Origin of the sequence: Breznakia sp. PF5-3, from assembly GCF_029504745.1 — a bacterium.
Lineage (GTDB): Bacteria > Bacillota_I > Bacilli_A > Erysipelotrichales > Erysipelotrichaceae > Breznakia.
In genome coordinates this window covers 1-16987 of the sequence record NZ_JAQFIQ010000013.1, presented here as the reverse complement: position 1 = coordinate 16987, position 16987 = coordinate 1, and the positions used below count along the sequence as shown (strand labels likewise).

The following is a 16987-nucleotide window of genomic DNA, read 5'->3' as shown; positions in this document are numbered from 1 at the left end:
GTGTCGCATGTCATAAAATCTTTTTTAACTCACTGTTGATTTTGCGATAAATGTGTTGTCGGTTGTAGTTATACTTAATGGCTACTGCTTCATGACGAATCCCTAAAATATGGATATCCACAAGCATGTCTTTAACGATTAAATCTTCAATCATTTCGAATTTATTCTCTATTTCTACTAATCTATCCTCATACTTTTCCTTAATCTTTATCATTTGCTCTTCCAACATCATAAGACTCACCACTTTAGATTTATATGGACCTTTTTGCTTAGAAGTATAAACTTGATTAAATTGAATAGAGGAAACTCCTTGTAATTGATTGGCAATATCTTCTAGTTCCAAGTTCATTTCTATAATGCTCTTTGTGTAGAAGTTTACACTTTTTAAATCTCTTATAAATTGATCTATTTTTTCTTGCTGTTTCATTTTCCTCCTTCTTCCATACATTTTATTCGTATATAATTTCTTACAATCAAATTTTATTACAGTTTAATCGTAGTGTCAACGACTAAACTGTAATATTTTTATATCAAGCTTGATTTATTACGATTATATCGTATAATTTAAGAAAGGAGTTTTTATGGAAAAGAATGCAAGAGATATTTTTGTCAAAAATTTGAAAAGAATCATGGAAAAGAAAAAAATTTCGCAGACAATAATTGCCCGGGAAATGGATTTACCGTTATCTACTATTTCAAGTTGGGTAAATGCTCAAAGTTATCCTCGTGTTGACCGTATGAGTAAACTCGCAAACATTTTAAATGTGAGTATGAACGAACTCACTGGAGATAGTGATCAAAGATTTTCAACTGCCGAAGATGCTATGAAATTTTTAGTTGAACAACCTATGATTGCAGCATATGGGGGTTATGATATCGATAAAATGAGTGATGAAGAAATTGTAAAGTTTGCCAACACGGTTTTAGATTTATTAAAGGTAGCTGCTAAGCAAATAACTTAATAATGAATATAAAACATATTGAATCCACTTTACAAAATTATCACCATTTTACACTGGAAGAATTATTATCTTTTTATAACATTTCCATCCTCGAGGAAAATATCCTTCCCATGAATACAGATGCTATGCTCATCAATATGAATACGTTGTTTATGAAAAAGGATTTAGATATTTCTTATCAAAATTTTTTAATTTTACATGAACTTGGTCATCGCATTTTACATTATGATCAAAATATTAATTTCAATTTCTCAATCCGTATAAAAAAGAACAAATTAGAAAGAGAAGCAAATACGTTTGCTTGTTTATTCTTACTTAAAGATGAGGAAATAAGTAATACAAATATTATAAATCTATTAACTACCAAAGGCGTACCAGAAAATATCGCTTTCCAATTTTTTGATGACTTGTACAGTAAAGGTATCACTATTTAGTGATACCTCTTTTTAAAATATTTCTTTTATAATATAATGATTGCTTACGTAGTTCTTGGTCAATAAAATCAAATCCATACTTTTCTATAAGGGTCTTTTCACTAGAAAATAAATTTGTTCCTAACCCCAAACGGTTTCCTTCAATATGAACTCCCATACTAGCTAATGTTGTAGGAAACATATCGAAGCTTGTAAACTTTCTATGTGTTGTGTTAGCAGCAGGTATAGAACTATTCATAAAAGTATTAAAAATAGTTCTCTCATATGTCTTATCATATGTCTTATGTATATACTCAGCTGCCATGCTCAAATGATCTCCTGTAATAATTAGTGTTGTATCCTTATAAAACTCTTGTTTAGTTATCCATTCAACCAATTCACCAATCTGCTTACTATTACATGCAATGACATTGGAAAGTCGCTCTGGATATTTGCTCTCACAATTCTTACAAACATAGCCATATGGGTGATGTGTATCAACCGTAAGCATAGTAAAATTAAAAGGTTTATTTTCATTGGCAAGATTTAAAATTTCTTCTTTTGCGAAAGATATCAATTTTTCATCTTCATATCCCCAAAATTCTTTATAGTCTTTTGCAATCTTATTTTCCTTATAAGCTGTATTTAAATCAAAAACCTTATAATTCCCATGCTTTTTAAAATAAAATTCACGACCTCCAAAAATTGCATCTGATCCTATCATATATTCTTGATTATATCCTTCTTTTTCCAGAATATCACCAAGTGCATATAAACCTGGTAAAAAATCTGTTTTCTTACTAAAACGTTTTTGATTCAAGGGTACTAATAAGGGAACACCACCACTTTGAGCAACAATACCACCAGTTGTCCAACCCGTACCAGATACAACTTTAGCTCCACCTAATGTTTCTGTATTGGAAAAATTTATATTGTCCGTAGCATATTTTGATAATGGGTAAAGTAAATCATCATTATTATTACCTCCATTATCTTTTGATGTGTAGGTATTTTCTAAAGATTCCACATAGATATATATTAGATTTTTTTTCTTTTTAGGAAATTCTATTTTAATATTCTTGCCATCTATATATTCTTCTTCATATAACTCAGTACCTTTAAAGAGATTCCCCACAAACCCAAAGAGTCCTACACGGTTTGCAGCTAAAAACAAAAATATCAAACTTAATATCATTGAAATTACAAAAAAGTTATTCTTATAATTTTCATTAAGTAACGGTAAGCATATAAACAATGTGCTTACAACTGCTTTACTAACACATTTCTTTATCCAATCAAAAATAAACTCCGTATTTGTTCCTTCTAATGGCACTTTTAAATGAAAAACAATCTGCTCAAAGCATGAAAGACCAAAGTAATCCAAAGCCCAAGAAGCAGAAAATAATAATATTAAAGTGATAAATATAAATATAATCTCTATAACCATAATCATCTCCATTAAATGAAATTATTATAACATGAATTATCATTTTTATATAATACATAATGTCACAAAAAAAGACTATTCACATGCCTTAATAGTCTTTTTTAATAATACGAAACACTTCTTATTCCCCACAAATAACTTCTTTAATATGATGATTTCCACCATTTCTTTTTTCAGGAGGTGGAGGTGTCATATAATCACCATATAGTTTTGTCAAATACATATCATATTCTTTAAATGTTAAAAACTTATATCCATTAAAATCCACCTCTATTGGGTTCTCAAATAAATCATTAGACATATTCTCTGCTTCACCATAAGCACCAGCATAAGGGCGAATTTTTTCTGTTTTTTGATTATTGTACTTGAGCATATGTTTTCTGAGTTTTTTCTTTAAAAATTTTTTCGAAAAAAACAATGAAATAATTTTTGAAATATAATAAGCAACAGAAAATAAGAAACTACTATTTCGAGGAATCCCGAAACCCACTTTAACAATCAAAAGATTTTTATAAAATGAAATCCACATATTGTTAAATTTTCTTCGTAAATGACTATCAGAAATATTATCATAAGGAAATATATCAACCCAAATTCCTTGATGCATTTTAATATTATGCGAATATTCCTCAGTAAGTTTTGTATTATTTTTTCTTACTTTCCCAAAAATATAGGCACAATTCTCTTCACTATCTAAATGTTGGAAAAAATATTTTGAACTTAACTCTTTTTCGCATAATTCAATAAAGCGCTCATAGTCATTACGTGGCATAGCCAAGTCAATATCATCATCCCAAGGAATCATCCCTTTGTGTCGAATTGCACCCAAACAACTCCCTCCTGCAAGGACACACGTCAACTTATGTTTTCTGCATAAATCAAAAATATGTGCAGCTATCTCTAATTCAATTTTTTGAATATTTTTCAAAGTACTTGTATTATCCATAATCATCTCTTTCTTTAATTATTTAGCTAAAGCATTTTTCAGCCAATTCATAGAGTAATCAATTCTATCATCTAATATTTTATCAACTTCATTATAATTAATATCATTGCCTTCAATAAAATTATTATCTTTAATATACCGATCACTTAAATTTAAACTTTCTAAAAGATCTTCCGTTTTACGACCTGTTGCCCTAGCAAACCCATAAAAAGGACGATGAAAAATAATCGAAAAACAAACTGCGTGTAATGAATTCGTGAAAATGCATTCAGCATTTTTTATTAAAGTTAAAAAGTCTTCTATTCCTGCAGAACAATATGTTTTGTGAGAAAATTTCTCCCAAACATAATTCGAAATCTCAATTGTTTTATAATTATGCTTTTTAGCATATTTTTTTGCTAGATTTACCAATGCTTTGTTATAGCTTAAAGGGAAATATATTAAAATATACTTATCGTCAATAGATGATTTTTTTAATAAATGTGTATAATCTGCTTCCTTTAATAATAGGGTTGGATCTAATACATGTGCTACATCTTTTGTTGTATGTTCTTTTGTTAAATCTACTCCATATTTTTCTCTACATGAAATGAAATCAACATTTTCTAATAGCTTCGCAAATTCTTTATCTTGTTTTTCATTAAAATCACCATTTGCTAAACTTGCTGAATATGCTATTTTCTTACATTCTTTCATGCTATCCAATGCCATAAAAAAAGCTTTATCAAAACCTCCATTAAAAAAACCTGGACTCCATATAACATCACTTTCACAAATAATACAATCGTATGGTAACTCTGCATTATTTAGTTGCTCTTGTGTAAATGATTGTGATGAAAGTTTCATATTAGTATTTATAAATTTTTCAAATTTATCATATTTTTTTGCATGAGAGAAAAAAGTAAGTATACTCATGCCAAACTTAATAACGGTAAATTTTTTAAAGCTAGTAAATAAAGGATATTTTCTATTTATATGTTCTACTTTTTGGGGAATATAATTAATTATTTCAGTATCTGTATAACCCAATTTGATTAATACTTGTTGAAATGAATAACTATGCATGACAGCACCAAAATTCAAATCATCTGTATTTACATTTAAACTTAATGTAGCAATTTTCATTCTAATATTCTCCTCATTAAAATTCATAAAATAATATATAAATTATACCATTAATCAATATAATTGTCATTATCTTTCCAGTTGAAAGAATCCATAAAAATCATACATATAATCTATCATTTATATATACATGTAAAAATAATATCAACTATTTATTTTCTTTTTTTATTTAAATGATACATTGTTTCAAAAATATAAAAATCTTCCATTGTGGTTATTTTAATATTTGAGCTTTTACCTAATACAAACGATAAAGTTACTCCATTTTTAAACATTAGTGAGCATGAATCCCAATTGTTGATATCTTTTTTTTCAATTGCATCTATATGAGCATTGTATAATTCATCAAGTCGAAAACATTGTGGCGCTTTTGCATGATAAGCATTATTACGATTTAAAATTGAGTCAATGTCTTTATTGTTCTTACTCATAAAAATAGTTTCAATAGCACCACAAACAGTGACAGAATTTCCATTCTTTTCAATATTATCAATATTATTTAAAATTAGTTCTTCATCAATCATAGGACGAACAGCATCATGTACCAAGATTGTAGCATTTCGATCTATTTCAAGATCATCATAGACAGCTTTTACGCCATTAAAAATTGATAATTGTCCTGTATCACCTCCAGGTGATATCCAACGGACTTTTTTTATCTGATATTTTTCTAATAGTTCTTTAAGATATGAAATATATTCTGAAATACAAGCTATCGAAATATAATCTATTTTTTCACATCTTTCGAAATGCAAAAGTGTATGGATGATTACAGGTATTCCATCTACTTCTAAAAATTGCTTTGGCCTATCAATATTCCCCATTCTAGCACCAACGCCGCCTGCAAAAATTACTGCAATATTCATTTTATTCACCTAACTTTCATAGCTCTTGATGGTTGTTTTTAATCCATCAATCAAAGACACTTGCGGGGACCATCCCAATTTTTCTAATTTATTCATATTCAAGCGTACTCGTTTAAATTTTGTATATCCTTCTTTTTCCTTTTCACTAATCTTCTTATAAGTCACTTTTAATTCCTTATTAGGCTGTAAGGAAACAAGCATTTTAGCTAACTCTAAAATTGATAAATTTTCCTTTTCATTTGCCAAATTATAAACTTCAGCATCCAAACCTATAAAGGTACCATAAAGCATCCCTGAAATCATATCAGTCAAATAAATAAATCCACGAATTGCACTGCCATCACTATTTAATAAAATATCTTCTCCACGAACAACATTCCCAACTAAATCAGACATAATTCGCCCATCTTTTTCAATTGGCATTCCTGGGCCATAAGAGTGTGCAATTCTGAAAATAGCATATGGAACTTGATATTGTAGATAGTATGAATTTAAAATACATTCTGCCATTTTCTTACTTTCTGGATAACATGCTCTTGTTTCCAATTGATTTAGAACTCCTAAATCATATTCATGTACTTCTTCATAATTTTCACTCATCTTCCCATATACTTCTCGTGTAGAGGGGAAAATAATTTTTTTTATCTTTTTTTCTTTTGCATATTCCAATACATTCATTAACCCCAAAGTATTTGCTCGAATGATATCCACTGGTCGTTCAAGAATATTTTTCGGATCTGCATTACTTGCAAAATGAAAAATATAATCAATATCTATATCTATATCAAATACATTATTCACATCATGTTCTATGATTGTAAAATCCTTACGGTCTATGATATCTTGATATTTTTTCATTGTTTTATTTGGACTTCTTGTCATACCAATAACATGAATATTCTTTTTATGCTCATCGTTTAGAAATAAAAAGAAATAAATCAAATAAGTTGCAATCATTCCATTACATCCTGTTACTAAAATTGTACTTTTGCTTTCTATTTTTGAAACATAGTCATCACAATAAATTTTTTGCATATCCATTTTTATATAACTATCTGAATATTTCATAATATTTCTCTCCTTATATGATTTTCTTTCAATACACAATTAAATAATATAAACCATTACTCATATATTGTACTATAATTTAGTTTTTATTTATAGTGAATAAACGAAAACAACTTTTACTATATTTTTTACTATCTCAGTATTATTGAAATTGACAAATATATGGTGTGTTCATTTGTCAATTCCTTGTATAATAACCTTTTCTAATGAATGCTATTCATAAAAAAAGGCTAATCTAACAAAAATTTGCCATTTAACCTTTTTACCCTATCTTCTTATCAATGCAATTATAAGTATTAACTAATTATTTGATTACCCAACAATTCATATCTACTGATCCATTAATTCCTGGAACGCTTCCAGATGATGAATACTGCCATCCAAATGAACCAGAATAATATGGATTAGACCATCCTAATGTATCTGTATATGCTGCTGCCCAAGAAACATATTGCCATAATCTAGAATCTCTTAAATTACTATTTAAATAACTTCGATAGCTATATAGATGTGGATTATATCCTCCATTTCTAGTAACTGTTACAAAATTATGAACTATGCTAATATAAGAATTTGTTGGCACATAGATTGGTGTGCTCCCTATACTAAATGCTTCTAAATCATAATACACTGGAAAAAATAATTCCTTTGAGGTAATACCATATTTTTTTAATGTCCTTACGACAAATTCACCTTCCAATTTCCCTTCTGGTCCTGTTTCTGCATAACTATATAAATATACACCAAATGGTATATTTAATCTTCTACACTCCCTTACATTTCTTGCAAAATATTTATCTTCATATGCTGATCCATACCCTAAACGAAGGATAACAGCATCTACATCGCTTGCCTTAACTTTATTCCAATCAATCTCTTTTTGCCATTCACTGACATCAATTACTTTAAGAGCTGGTGCATTTCCGAAAGGAACTCCTGCTTTATCAAAAAAATATTTTTCTCCCTCAATGACTTTCCAACCTGTCATTTTAGCTGATACAGAATTTAGTGTTACATTATATCTACTAATAAGTCGATCACCATTGACTCCATATACATATACATCATTAATATAAGTTCCTTTTTCATAATTATGACTTGCCGCTAAAATAAATACTTTTGCTTGCCCATTCACAATTTTTGCATTATGCCAAACTACATCATCTTGCCCATTTGCCATTGTCCATGCTGGTACCTTCACTTCTTTTATTTGAATAGGATCATTTACTTTTACTGTAATCTCATATCCATAACTATTTACTTTTGTAGCTGTAACACTTGTTATTTCAAGCACTTTGGAAGGTACTACAGTTTCAGTATTATAAATAAATTTTTTATCATCATTATCATACGCATATGCATGTACAATATATTTTCCACTTTCATTCTTATGATCACTAATATTTACCCGACAAGTCGCAGTATTGCCCTTAACTATACCTTCATACCAAATCAAATCATCCTGTCCATTCTTTTCTGTCCAAACTGGTATTCTTACTCTCTTCAATCCTGTTCCGTTGCTTGTAGTCACTTTCACATCAAACCCTGTTTCATCAAGATTATAAATCTCAGTCGAATCAATTTGAAACTTTGGTATGGTTACATTGGTTGTCGTATTATAAATAAACTTTCGATTTCCTTTATCATATGCATATGCATGTACATGATATAGTCCTTCTTCATAATTGTGATTCTTTACATTCACTCGGTATGTCGCTGTGTTTCCTTTTACCACACCTTCATACCAAACCAAATCATCTTGCCAATTCTTATCTGTCCAAACTGGTATTCTTACTCTTGTTAATCCACTTCCTCCACTGGTTGTCACTTTTACTGTAAATCCTGTTTCATCCGAATCAAGTATCTCAGTTGAATCAATTTTTAATGGTGGAATTTTTACAGTGGTTGTTGTATTATATATGAATTTTTTATCATCATTATCATATGCATATGCATGTACATGATATAATCCATCTTCATAATTATGATTCTTTACATCCACTCGGTATGTCGCTGTGTTTCCTACAACAATTCCTTCATACCAAACCAAATCATCTTGCCAATTCTTATCTGTCCAAACTGGTATTCTTACTCTCTTCAATCCATTGCCATTACTTGTAGTCACTTTCACATTAAATCCTGTTTCATCAAGATTATAAATCTCAGTCGAATCAATTTGAAACTTTGGTATGGTTACATTGGTTGTCGTATTATAAATAAACTTTCGATTTCCTTTATCATATGCATATGCATGTACATGATATAACCCTTCTTCATAATTGTGATTCTTTACATTCACTCGGTATGTTGCTGTGTTTCCTTTTACCACACCTTCATACCAAACCAAATCATCTTGCCAATTCTTATCTGTCCAAACTGGTATTCTTACTCTTGTTAATCCACTTCCTCCACTGGTTGTCACTTTTACTGTAAATCCTGTTTCATCCGAATCAAGTATCTCAGTTGAATCAATTTTTAATGGTGGAATTTTTACAGTGGTTGTTGTATTATATATGAATTTTTTATCATCATTATCATATGCATATGCATGTACATGATATAATCCATCTTCATAATTATGATTCTTTACATCCACTCGGTATGTCGCTGTGTTTCCTACAACAATTCCTTCATACCAAACCAAATCATCTTGCCAATTCTTATCTGTCCAAACTGGTATTCTTACTCTCTTCAATCCATTGCCATTACTTGTAGTCACTTTCACTGTGAATCCTGTTGCATCTGAATCAAGTATTTCAGTTGAATCAATTTGAAACTTTGGTATGGTTACATTGGTTGTCGTATTATAAATAAACTTTCGATTCCCTTTATCATATGCATATGCATGTACATGATATAATCCTTCTTCATAATTATGGTTCTTTACATTCACTCGGTATGTTGCTGTGTTTCCTTTTACCACACCTTCATACCAAACCAAATCATCTTGCCAATTCTTATCTGTCCAAACTGGTATTCTTACTCTTGTTAATCCACTTCCTCCACTGGTTGTCACTTTTACTGTAAATCCTGTTTCATCCGAATCAAGTATCTCAGTTGAATCAATTTTTAATGGTGGAATTTTTACAGTGGTTGTTGTATTATATATGAATTTTTTATCATCATTATCATATGCATATGCATGTACATGATATAATCCATCTTCATAATTATGATTCTTTACATTCACTCGGTATGTCGCTGTGTTTCCTACAACAATTCCTTCATACCAAACCAAATCATCCTGTCCATTCTTATCTGTCCAAACTGGTATTCTTACTCTCTTCAATCCATTGCCATTACTTGTGGTCACTTTCACTGTGAATCCTGTTGCATCTGAATCAAGTATTTCGGTTGAATCAATTTGAAATTTTGGCTTTGTTACATTTGTTGTTGTATTATATATGAATTTTTTATCATCATTATCATACGCATATGCATGTACATGATATAATCCTTCTTCATAATTGTGATTTTTTAGTTCCACACGACAAGTAGCCACATTACCATTAACCACACCTTCATACCAAACCAAATCATCTTGCCAATTCTTATCTGTCCAAACAGGAATTCTTACTCTTTTTAGTCCATTTCCTCCACTGGTTGTCACTTTTACTGTAAATCCTGTTGCATCTGAATCAAGAATCTCAGTTGAGTCAATTTTAATTCCTGTATTAATTTCATTTTTACCTACATTAATGTCTTTAAAAGTACTACTGTCTACATAACCATACATATAACTAAAATTGTATGTAGCTACATCTTGCAAAATTCCACTACGATCGCTTTTTAAAACTGCATCACTTTGAATTTGTTGGAAACTTCCATTTTTTTGTAAAACAATTACTGGATAACTTCTTATATTAGAATTTGTATACAAAGACGTTGCACTTTGACTTGCATCTTTTCTAACCGCTACTAAATTGTTACCTTCATTTACAGCAAGTTGATAGTAATCTAAGTCTTTTCTACTACTATCAAGCGATAGTGCAATACTTCCTACTTTCTCTCCAAGATAAGGGTCTGAGGCATATTTTACATTAATTCCACTCGCTTTATCTCCATAATGTCCCCCAAAATAGCGACCTAATCCATCTTTTGGATCACAAAAATCAATAGATATCATTTCCGAATATGCAGCTATACATTTTTCTACTGAAGGAAATTTATTAGCGCCTGAAGGATCTAAATCTCCAGCATTGATACCGAAAATATTATTTTTTGAAACCGCCATATCACTACGACCCCAATTACTTTCTAAAGCCGCATGTGCAGTAGCTAATAAAGCATTCACACCATTTGTATTTTGTGCACTAATAAATGAGCTTGATTTATCTAACATCACCCCTGAACTCGTATGACGCCTAACTGCTGCATTTAATTCACTGGCTGTCAGTGTTGTTTTACTTCTTGTGTTTAAATATTGATAATAACTATAATACACATTGTTTGGATTTACACTATTTGCATAAATATTCCCTTTGTAATCATTAATCATTTGTTGAAGTGTTGTATAAAAGTAATGTCCATCATAACTATAATATTTTGTTCCTGTACTCAGATAACTTGGGGCAACACCTATTGGCGTCCCTGTAGTATTAAGATATGAATCAACAACTTCAATATCAGCTGCTACACGATGATATAACAAACCATTACTCACATAATAATAACTAGCTGATTTAACATTACTTAATGGCACTATTTTATAATTGTTTTTCACCACTCCATTATGATTTTCTGTTGGTGCCATTGTTCCTATTGTTCCCGCAACTTTAAATTTTACGCCTCCTGTGACATTACCTAAATAAGCTGCATCTCCAGCATAATAACCATTAAGATATCCTGATTTTCCATTAATATCAGAATAACTTGTAATATAAGAAGCAGATCCCTTTGTTCTTAGCTTTAAAAGACCTAGTTCAGTGCTTCTTGCCAAGTTTTTTTGATTAACATTATCATCTTCTTCAGTAGGAGGAGTTAAATCAATGTATTCAATTTCTCCATTATCACCTACAGTGTAATAGCCCTCTTCATAAATAGGTTCTGATGATTTTGTATCATTTGTTTCTTTAGAAGTAACATCATTTTCCTCAGATATCGTATCATTTTCAGTCTGTGATTCATCTAAAGGTAATACCTCCGTTCCTTCATCATTTTTATTTGAATTATCTTGATTTTCTTCAACTTCTGTAGTGTTTTCTTCAGCTTTTAATATATTAGTATCAATACCTGAAAAAAATGTCAAACACAGTGAAAAAGCCAAGACGGTAAGAATTTTTTTCTTCATAGTATCCTCTCTTTTCATATACGCTATAATTCTAACATTATTTTTAATAATATTCTATCCCTACGTTTTGCTATTAAGAAAAAGACAGTTTACTACTCTCACTTCGTTACGATTTTTCATATAATAAAAGAAGCTCAATCATTGGAAAGGAACTTCATATGAACTATAAATAATTAGATGATAAAAAAGCAAGATTGATATTTTATTAGATGTAAGATCCTTAATGAGAAAAACAGCAACATTCATAGATATGAAAACTTTCACATCTATGAATGTAAAAGTAAAGAACATTAGAAACGGACTATGATACCTAGAAGAAGTATAAGGATTTTATTAAACATCTATTCCAAAATCCGAATTAGCTTATTCTTAAGTGGTTACTTTACAGTAATCAGTGATTCTTATTCTATTATTTCGTTTATCCTTTAACATTTTTTTCTTTCTTGCAGTGGTTAAGTATAAGCCAGATTAATATTGTACATAGTATTAAATAATATAGTAGCTAAATTCTCACATATATTTAAATAGCAAACAAAAAAAGATGAATATCATATTTTATAAACGTATATTCATCTCTTTTATGATAGTTAATGATTAAATAAAAATATTTCTACTTCACTTTCTATTTTAAATATATAATTAATTATAATTTTAGAATCAGGGTAGTCTTACAAGTGGTATCACTACATTTTCAACTTGATATCGATACATCGTATTTTCTTTATCATAATAATATAAATGGGTTTGATATTCGCCACTTTCATTCTTATGGTCTTTTGCTTGTACTCTATATGTGAGTGTATTTCCACTTATTGTTGGTGTATGCCATATCAAATCATCTTGCCAATTTTTAGTTGTCCATACAGGTATTGTTACCTTACTAAACATATCCTTGTTTGTGATTTTAGCACTCACCGTATACCCTGTAGAATCCACATCTTTTATTTCTATATCATAAAATTGTGGTACTTCTACAATATCAACAGCTTTAGCTGTAGAACTTCCATGTATGTTATTTACATAAATATGAGTTTGATACTTACCTCCTTCATTATTATGATCGCTTGTATTTACTCGATAAGTTACTTTGTTTCCATTTATTGTCCCTTCAGGCCAATCAATTTTCTTTTTAAGATCATCTTGTCCTTTATATAGAGTCCATGTTGGGAAAGTGATAGATGATACTTCTTCCATATTATCAATTGTTACTACAACTGTATATCCTGTGTGATCAACATCTACAATATCTATATTTGATACGGATGGTTTGCTTGGAACCACTACATTTTCAACTTGATATCGATACATCGTATTTTCTTTATCATAATAATATAAATGGGTTTGATATTCGCCACTTTCATTCTTATGGTCTTTTGCTTGTACTCTATATGTGAGTGTATTTCCACTTATTGTTGGTGTATGCCATATCAAATCATCTTGCCAATTTTTAGTTGTCCACACAGGTATTGTTACCTTACTAAACATATCCTTGTTTGTGATTTTAGCACTCACCGTATACCCTGTAGAATCCACATCTTTTATCTCTATATCATAAAATTGTGGTACTTCTACAATATCAACAGCTTTAGCTGTAGAACTTCCATGTATGTTATTTACATAAATATGAGTTTGATACTTACCTCCTTCATTATTATGATCGCTTGTATTTACTCGATAAGTTACTTTGTTTCCATTTATTGTCCCTTCAGGCCAATCAACTTTCTTTTTAAGATCATCTTGTCCTTTATATAGAGTCCATGTTGGGAAAGTGACAGATGATACTTCTTCCATATTATCAATTGTTACTACAAGTGTATATCCCGTATGATCGACATCAATAATATCTATATTTGATACTGATGGTTTGCTTGGAACCAATACATTTTCAACTTGGTATCGATACATCGTATTTTCTTTATCATAATAATATAAATGGGTTTGATATTCCCCACTCTCATTCTTATGCTCCTTTGTTTGCACTCGATAAGTGAGTGTATTTCCACTAATTGTTGGTGTATGCCAAATCAAATCGTCTTGCCAATCTTTAGTTGTCCATACAGGCATTGTTATCTTACTAGACATGTCCTTATTTGTAATTTTCGCACTTACTGTATATCCTGTAGAATCCACATCTTTTATTTCTATATCATAAAATTGTGGTACTTCTACTTCAGAAATTGGCACTTTCCACTCTTTTCCAGCTTTATCATACATGTAAATATGAGTTTGATACTTACCTCCTTCATTGTTATGATCGCTTGTATTTACTCGATAGGTTACTGTGTTTCCATTTATTGTCCCTTCAGGCCAATCAACTTTCTTTTTAAGATCATCTTGTCCTTTATATAAAGTCCATGTTGGAAACTTTATAGAGGATATATTATCGATATTATCAATTTTTCCACTTATTGTATATCCTGTTTGATCAATATCTGTTATTTGAATATCATTAACAAAATTAACATTTACATTGGATGCTGCATAGCCTGTTTCAGCTCCATAAATATCAGTAAAATATAAGTGGGTTTGATATTCTCCTAATTCATTGTTATGATTGCTAGTTTTTACTCTATAAGAAATTTTACTTCCGTCAATTATAGCCTCAGGCCAATCTTTTTTTGGTTTTAAGTCGTCTTGGCCATTTAGGGTAGTCCATGTAGCCACAATTACTTTATTTAATTTATTAACATTGACTACATCTGCTTCTACCGTGTATCCATCTCTATTCACATCTTTTATCTGAATATTTATTAGTTCTGGTACTAATGCAATCATAGATTTTGGGTATACATATCGTGTTGTAGTTTTACTATGCAAATATATATGAGTTTCATATTTCCCTGTTTCGTCATTATGATCACTAGTGTTTACTCTATATGTTGCCGTATCGCCATTGATTGTCCCTCTAGGCCAAGTACCTAAGTCATCTCGTCCATTATACAATGACCATGATGGAAACTCTATATATTGAGCATTTTTGGGATCTGTTATTTTAACACTTACTGTATATCCTGTTTGATCTGCATCAATTACTTCAGCATCATATAATCCTGGAATTATTGTATTTTGTGCTACTATGGTAGTTTGAGTATTATTTTTTTCGTATAAATTAAAATGGGTTTGATATTCTCCAGCTTCAAAGTTATGGTCACTGATTTTTACCCTGTATGTTACCTTATTTCCATTTATAGTTGCTTTTGGCCAATTTGCTTTAGGAGCTAAATCGTCCGTACCGTTGTAACTTGTCCAAGCAGCTACTAAAACATGAGAAACATTTTTAACATTTGAAATATCAGCAGTAATCGTATATCCTGTATGGTCTATATTCGAAACTTTAATATTACTTAATTTAGGTTTTGCATAAGGAGGAGTAGTTGAAGGTTCGTCATAGCTTAAATATGAAGAAGGATTAGTATGTACTCCATTGATTCTCGCCTCATAGTGCAAATGATATCCAGTTGAAGATCCCGTTGTTCCAACGTACCCGATTGTCTGTCCTTGAGTCACATTTTGATTTTTTGTAACAGGCGGTTGAGAATTCATATGGCAGTAAACTGTCTGAATCCCTCCTCCATGATCAATCCTAACTAGATAGCCTCCACCATCGTCATTTGAGCCACCTATCGCCCAGCCACTATATACAACGGTTCCTGCTTTTGTTGCTCTTATAATTGTATTTTGTGGTCTTCCAAAATCTACACCTCTGTGAAAATCATTCCCCCATCCTTCAAGATATCTCCATCCATACCCTGAAGTCATTTCAGATGGTGACAAATTTTTTAATGGCGATGTATATCCAAAAGAATTTGCTCGTGTCTGAATATTTGAAGAAATAAGTTTATCAACATTAAATTGTCCATAATTTATATTTCCGTGAATAATTTCAATTATCATATCTTTCTCAATTACATTATTATCATTATTCACTTGATTATTCCCTCGATAAATATTAATTATATAATCCTTTGGAAAATCTTCCTTGAAATTCTTGATCGGCAGTCCTTCATATATTCCATTTACTGTCATTAGCTCTTGATCAAAGTCATAAAAAGGATGATAATCTAAATCATTATCAATTATGTTTGGTTCTTCTTCAATATTAGCAAATGATATATCACTCAAAAAAACGAATAATGTAATACATGATAGTAAACTACACAAAATTTTAAATCTCTTCTTTTTAGATTTCATAGAAATCTCCTTTCCTAATGCTGATAGTTTAATTGTAAATAATTTATATTCTCATGGCTCCCTCCTCTATTTTTTGACTATCTTACATTATGTTTTTATTATATCGCTATTTGAATTTGAAATTACAGCAGATTTTTCCAAATACTAACCAATTACTCCATTAAGCAATTAAATAATTAACTTCAAAATATTAAAATTCCTTATCTGATTATCTGCCCAATTGCAAGACAAAATCAAAAAAGCAGGTATAAAACATCTATCTATTACCACACGGACTAGAAATCCGTTTGCTACTCAAAATCCCATAATCTAGCATGAGTGAGTATAAGATAAAAAAGATCAACATCTCGGGTTGGCATACCAGCTGATAATGCTATTATACAAAACATTAATAGATGAAAATCTAAAATATATCTAGACTTTAAACCGTCTTCCTATACTTGTATGGACGCCTTCTTTAAAGAATATATTTTCTATTTCAATTATATTAGATTATCCATCTTCAAAACCAAAGTATCATAACCACTGATATAATCAGTGGTATGTACTGACCCTGTAAGGGTCTTTTATTGTGTAGTCCTTCAACTACTAAATACCTGACAGTTACAACCTTTCTCCTAAGGCCTCTAAAAGAGGCTTTTATTCACTAAACGGATCTACAAACTCTTTCATGCTCATT

At 30.2% G+C, this 16987-nt stretch carries 10 protein-coding genes; 2 read left to right on the top strand and 8 right to left on the bottom strand.

The window, feature by feature from the left end; all coding sequences use genetic code 11:
- Positions 1–10: 10 nt before the first annotated feature.
- Positions 11–427: a hypothetical protein gene (locus M2475_RS04525; RefSeq protein WP_277489877.1), complete on the bottom strand. Its 417-nt coding sequence runs from the start codon at positions 425–427 to the stop codon at positions 11–13.
- 154 nt (positions 428–581) lie between these two features.
- Between M2475_RS04525 and M2475_RS04520 the strand changes: the two genes are divergently transcribed.
- Both M2475_RS04520 and M2475_RS04515 read left to right on the top strand, forming a co-directional pair.
- On the top strand, positions 582–962 hold the full coding sequence (locus M2475_RS04520; RefSeq protein ID WP_277489875.1) for a helix-turn-helix transcriptional regulator: 381 nt from the start codon (positions 582–584) through the stop codon (positions 960–962).
- A 2-nt stretch (positions 963–964) separates the two neighbouring features.
- A complete protein-coding gene (locus tag M2475_RS04515) occupies positions 965–1396 on the top strand; it encodes an ImmA/IrrE family metallo-endopeptidase (RefSeq protein WP_277489874.1) in 432 nt (143 codons plus the stop codon).
- On the opposite strand, the gene M2475_RS04510 is transcribed toward M2475_RS04515, so the two are convergent.
- The 7 genes from M2475_RS04510 to M2475_RS04480 form a co-directional block, all read right to left on the bottom strand.
- Positions 1389–2822, bottom strand: a complete 1434-nt coding sequence (locus tag M2475_RS04510; RefSeq protein WP_277489872.1) for an LTA synthase family protein — start codon at positions 2820–2822, stop codon at positions 1389–1391. The two genes, M2475_RS04515 and M2475_RS04510, sit on opposite strands and share 8 nt — an antisense overlap.
- 121 nt (positions 2823–2943) lie before the next feature.
- The gene (locus M2475_RS04505) at positions 2944–3768 is read right to left on the bottom strand and encodes a LicD family protein (RefSeq protein ID WP_277489870.1); all 825 of its coding nucleotides are present in this window, start codon (positions 3766–3768) and stop codon (positions 2944–2946) included.
- An 18-nt stretch (positions 3769–3786) separates the two neighbouring features.
- Positions 3787–4893 carry a polysaccharide pyruvyl transferase family protein gene (locus M2475_RS04500; RefSeq protein WP_277489869.1) on the bottom strand — a complete coding sequence of 369 codons (1107 nt, stop codon included), beginning with the start codon at positions 4891–4893 and terminating at the stop codon, positions 3787–3789.
- Between the two features lie 152 nt (positions 4894–5045).
- Positions 5046–5759 carry an IspD/TarI family cytidylyltransferase gene (locus M2475_RS04495; protein ID WP_277489868.1) on the bottom strand — a complete coding sequence of 238 codons (714 nt, stop codon included), beginning with the start codon at positions 5757–5759 and terminating at the stop codon, positions 5046–5048.
- Between the two features lie 9 nt (positions 5760–5768).
- Positions 5769–6827 (bottom strand): NAD-dependent epimerase/dehydratase family protein, encoded by a 1059-nt coding sequence (locus tag M2475_RS04490; RefSeq protein ID WP_277489866.1) that lies wholly within the window; start codon positions 6825–6827, stop codon positions 5769–5771.
- Positions 6828–7131: 304 nt separating this feature from the next.
- Entirely contained in the window at positions 7132–12117 is a 4986-nt protein-coding gene (locus M2475_RS04485) for a GBS Bsp-like repeat-containing protein (protein ID WP_277489865.1), read from the bottom strand.
- 657 nt (positions 12118–12774) lie between these two features.
- Positions 12775–16308, bottom strand: a complete 3534-nt coding sequence (locus tag M2475_RS04480) for a GBS Bsp-like repeat-containing protein (protein WP_277489864.1) — start codon at positions 16306–16308, stop codon at positions 12775–12777.
- Positions 16309–16987: the final 679 nt, after the last annotated feature.

Excerpts from the sequence above, each read along its gene's own strand:
- M2475_RS04500 (WP_277489869.1), bottom strand. The coding sequence starts at position 4,893 with ATGAAAATTGCTACATTAAGTTTAAATGTAAATACAGATGATTTGAAT.
- M2475_RS04480 (WP_277489864.1), bottom strand. The coding sequence starts at position 16,308 with ATGAAATCTAAAAAGAAGAGATTTAAAATTTTGTGTAGTTTACTATCA.
- M2475_RS04515 (WP_277489874.1), top strand. The coding sequence starts at position 965 with ATGAATATAAAACATATTGAATCCACTTTACAAAATTATCACCATTTT.
- M2475_RS04505 (WP_277489870.1), bottom strand. The coding sequence starts at position 3,768 with ATGGATAATACAAGTACTTTGAAAAATATTCAAAAAATTGAATTAGAG.
- M2475_RS04510 (WP_277489872.1), bottom strand. The coding sequence starts at position 2,822 with ATGGTTATAGAGATTATATTTATATTTATCACTTTAATATTATTATTT.
- M2475_RS04520 (WP_277489875.1), top strand. The coding sequence starts at position 582 with ATGGAAAAGAATGCAAGAGATATTTTTGTCAAAAATTTGAAAAGAATC.
- M2475_RS04495 (WP_277489868.1), bottom strand. The coding sequence starts at position 5,759 with ATGAATATTGCAGTAATTTTTGCAGGCGGCGTTGGTGCTAGAATGGGG.
- M2475_RS04525 (WP_277489877.1), bottom strand. The coding sequence starts at position 427 with ATGAAACAGCAAGAAAAAATAGATCAATTTATAAGAGATTTAAAAAGT.
- M2475_RS04490 (WP_277489866.1), bottom strand. The coding sequence starts at position 6,827 with ATGAAATATTCAGATAGTTATATAAAAATGGATATGCAAAAAATTTAT.
- M2475_RS04485 (WP_277489865.1), bottom strand. The coding sequence starts at position 12,117 with ATGAAGAAAAAAATTCTTACCGTCTTGGCTTTTTCACTGTGTTTGACA.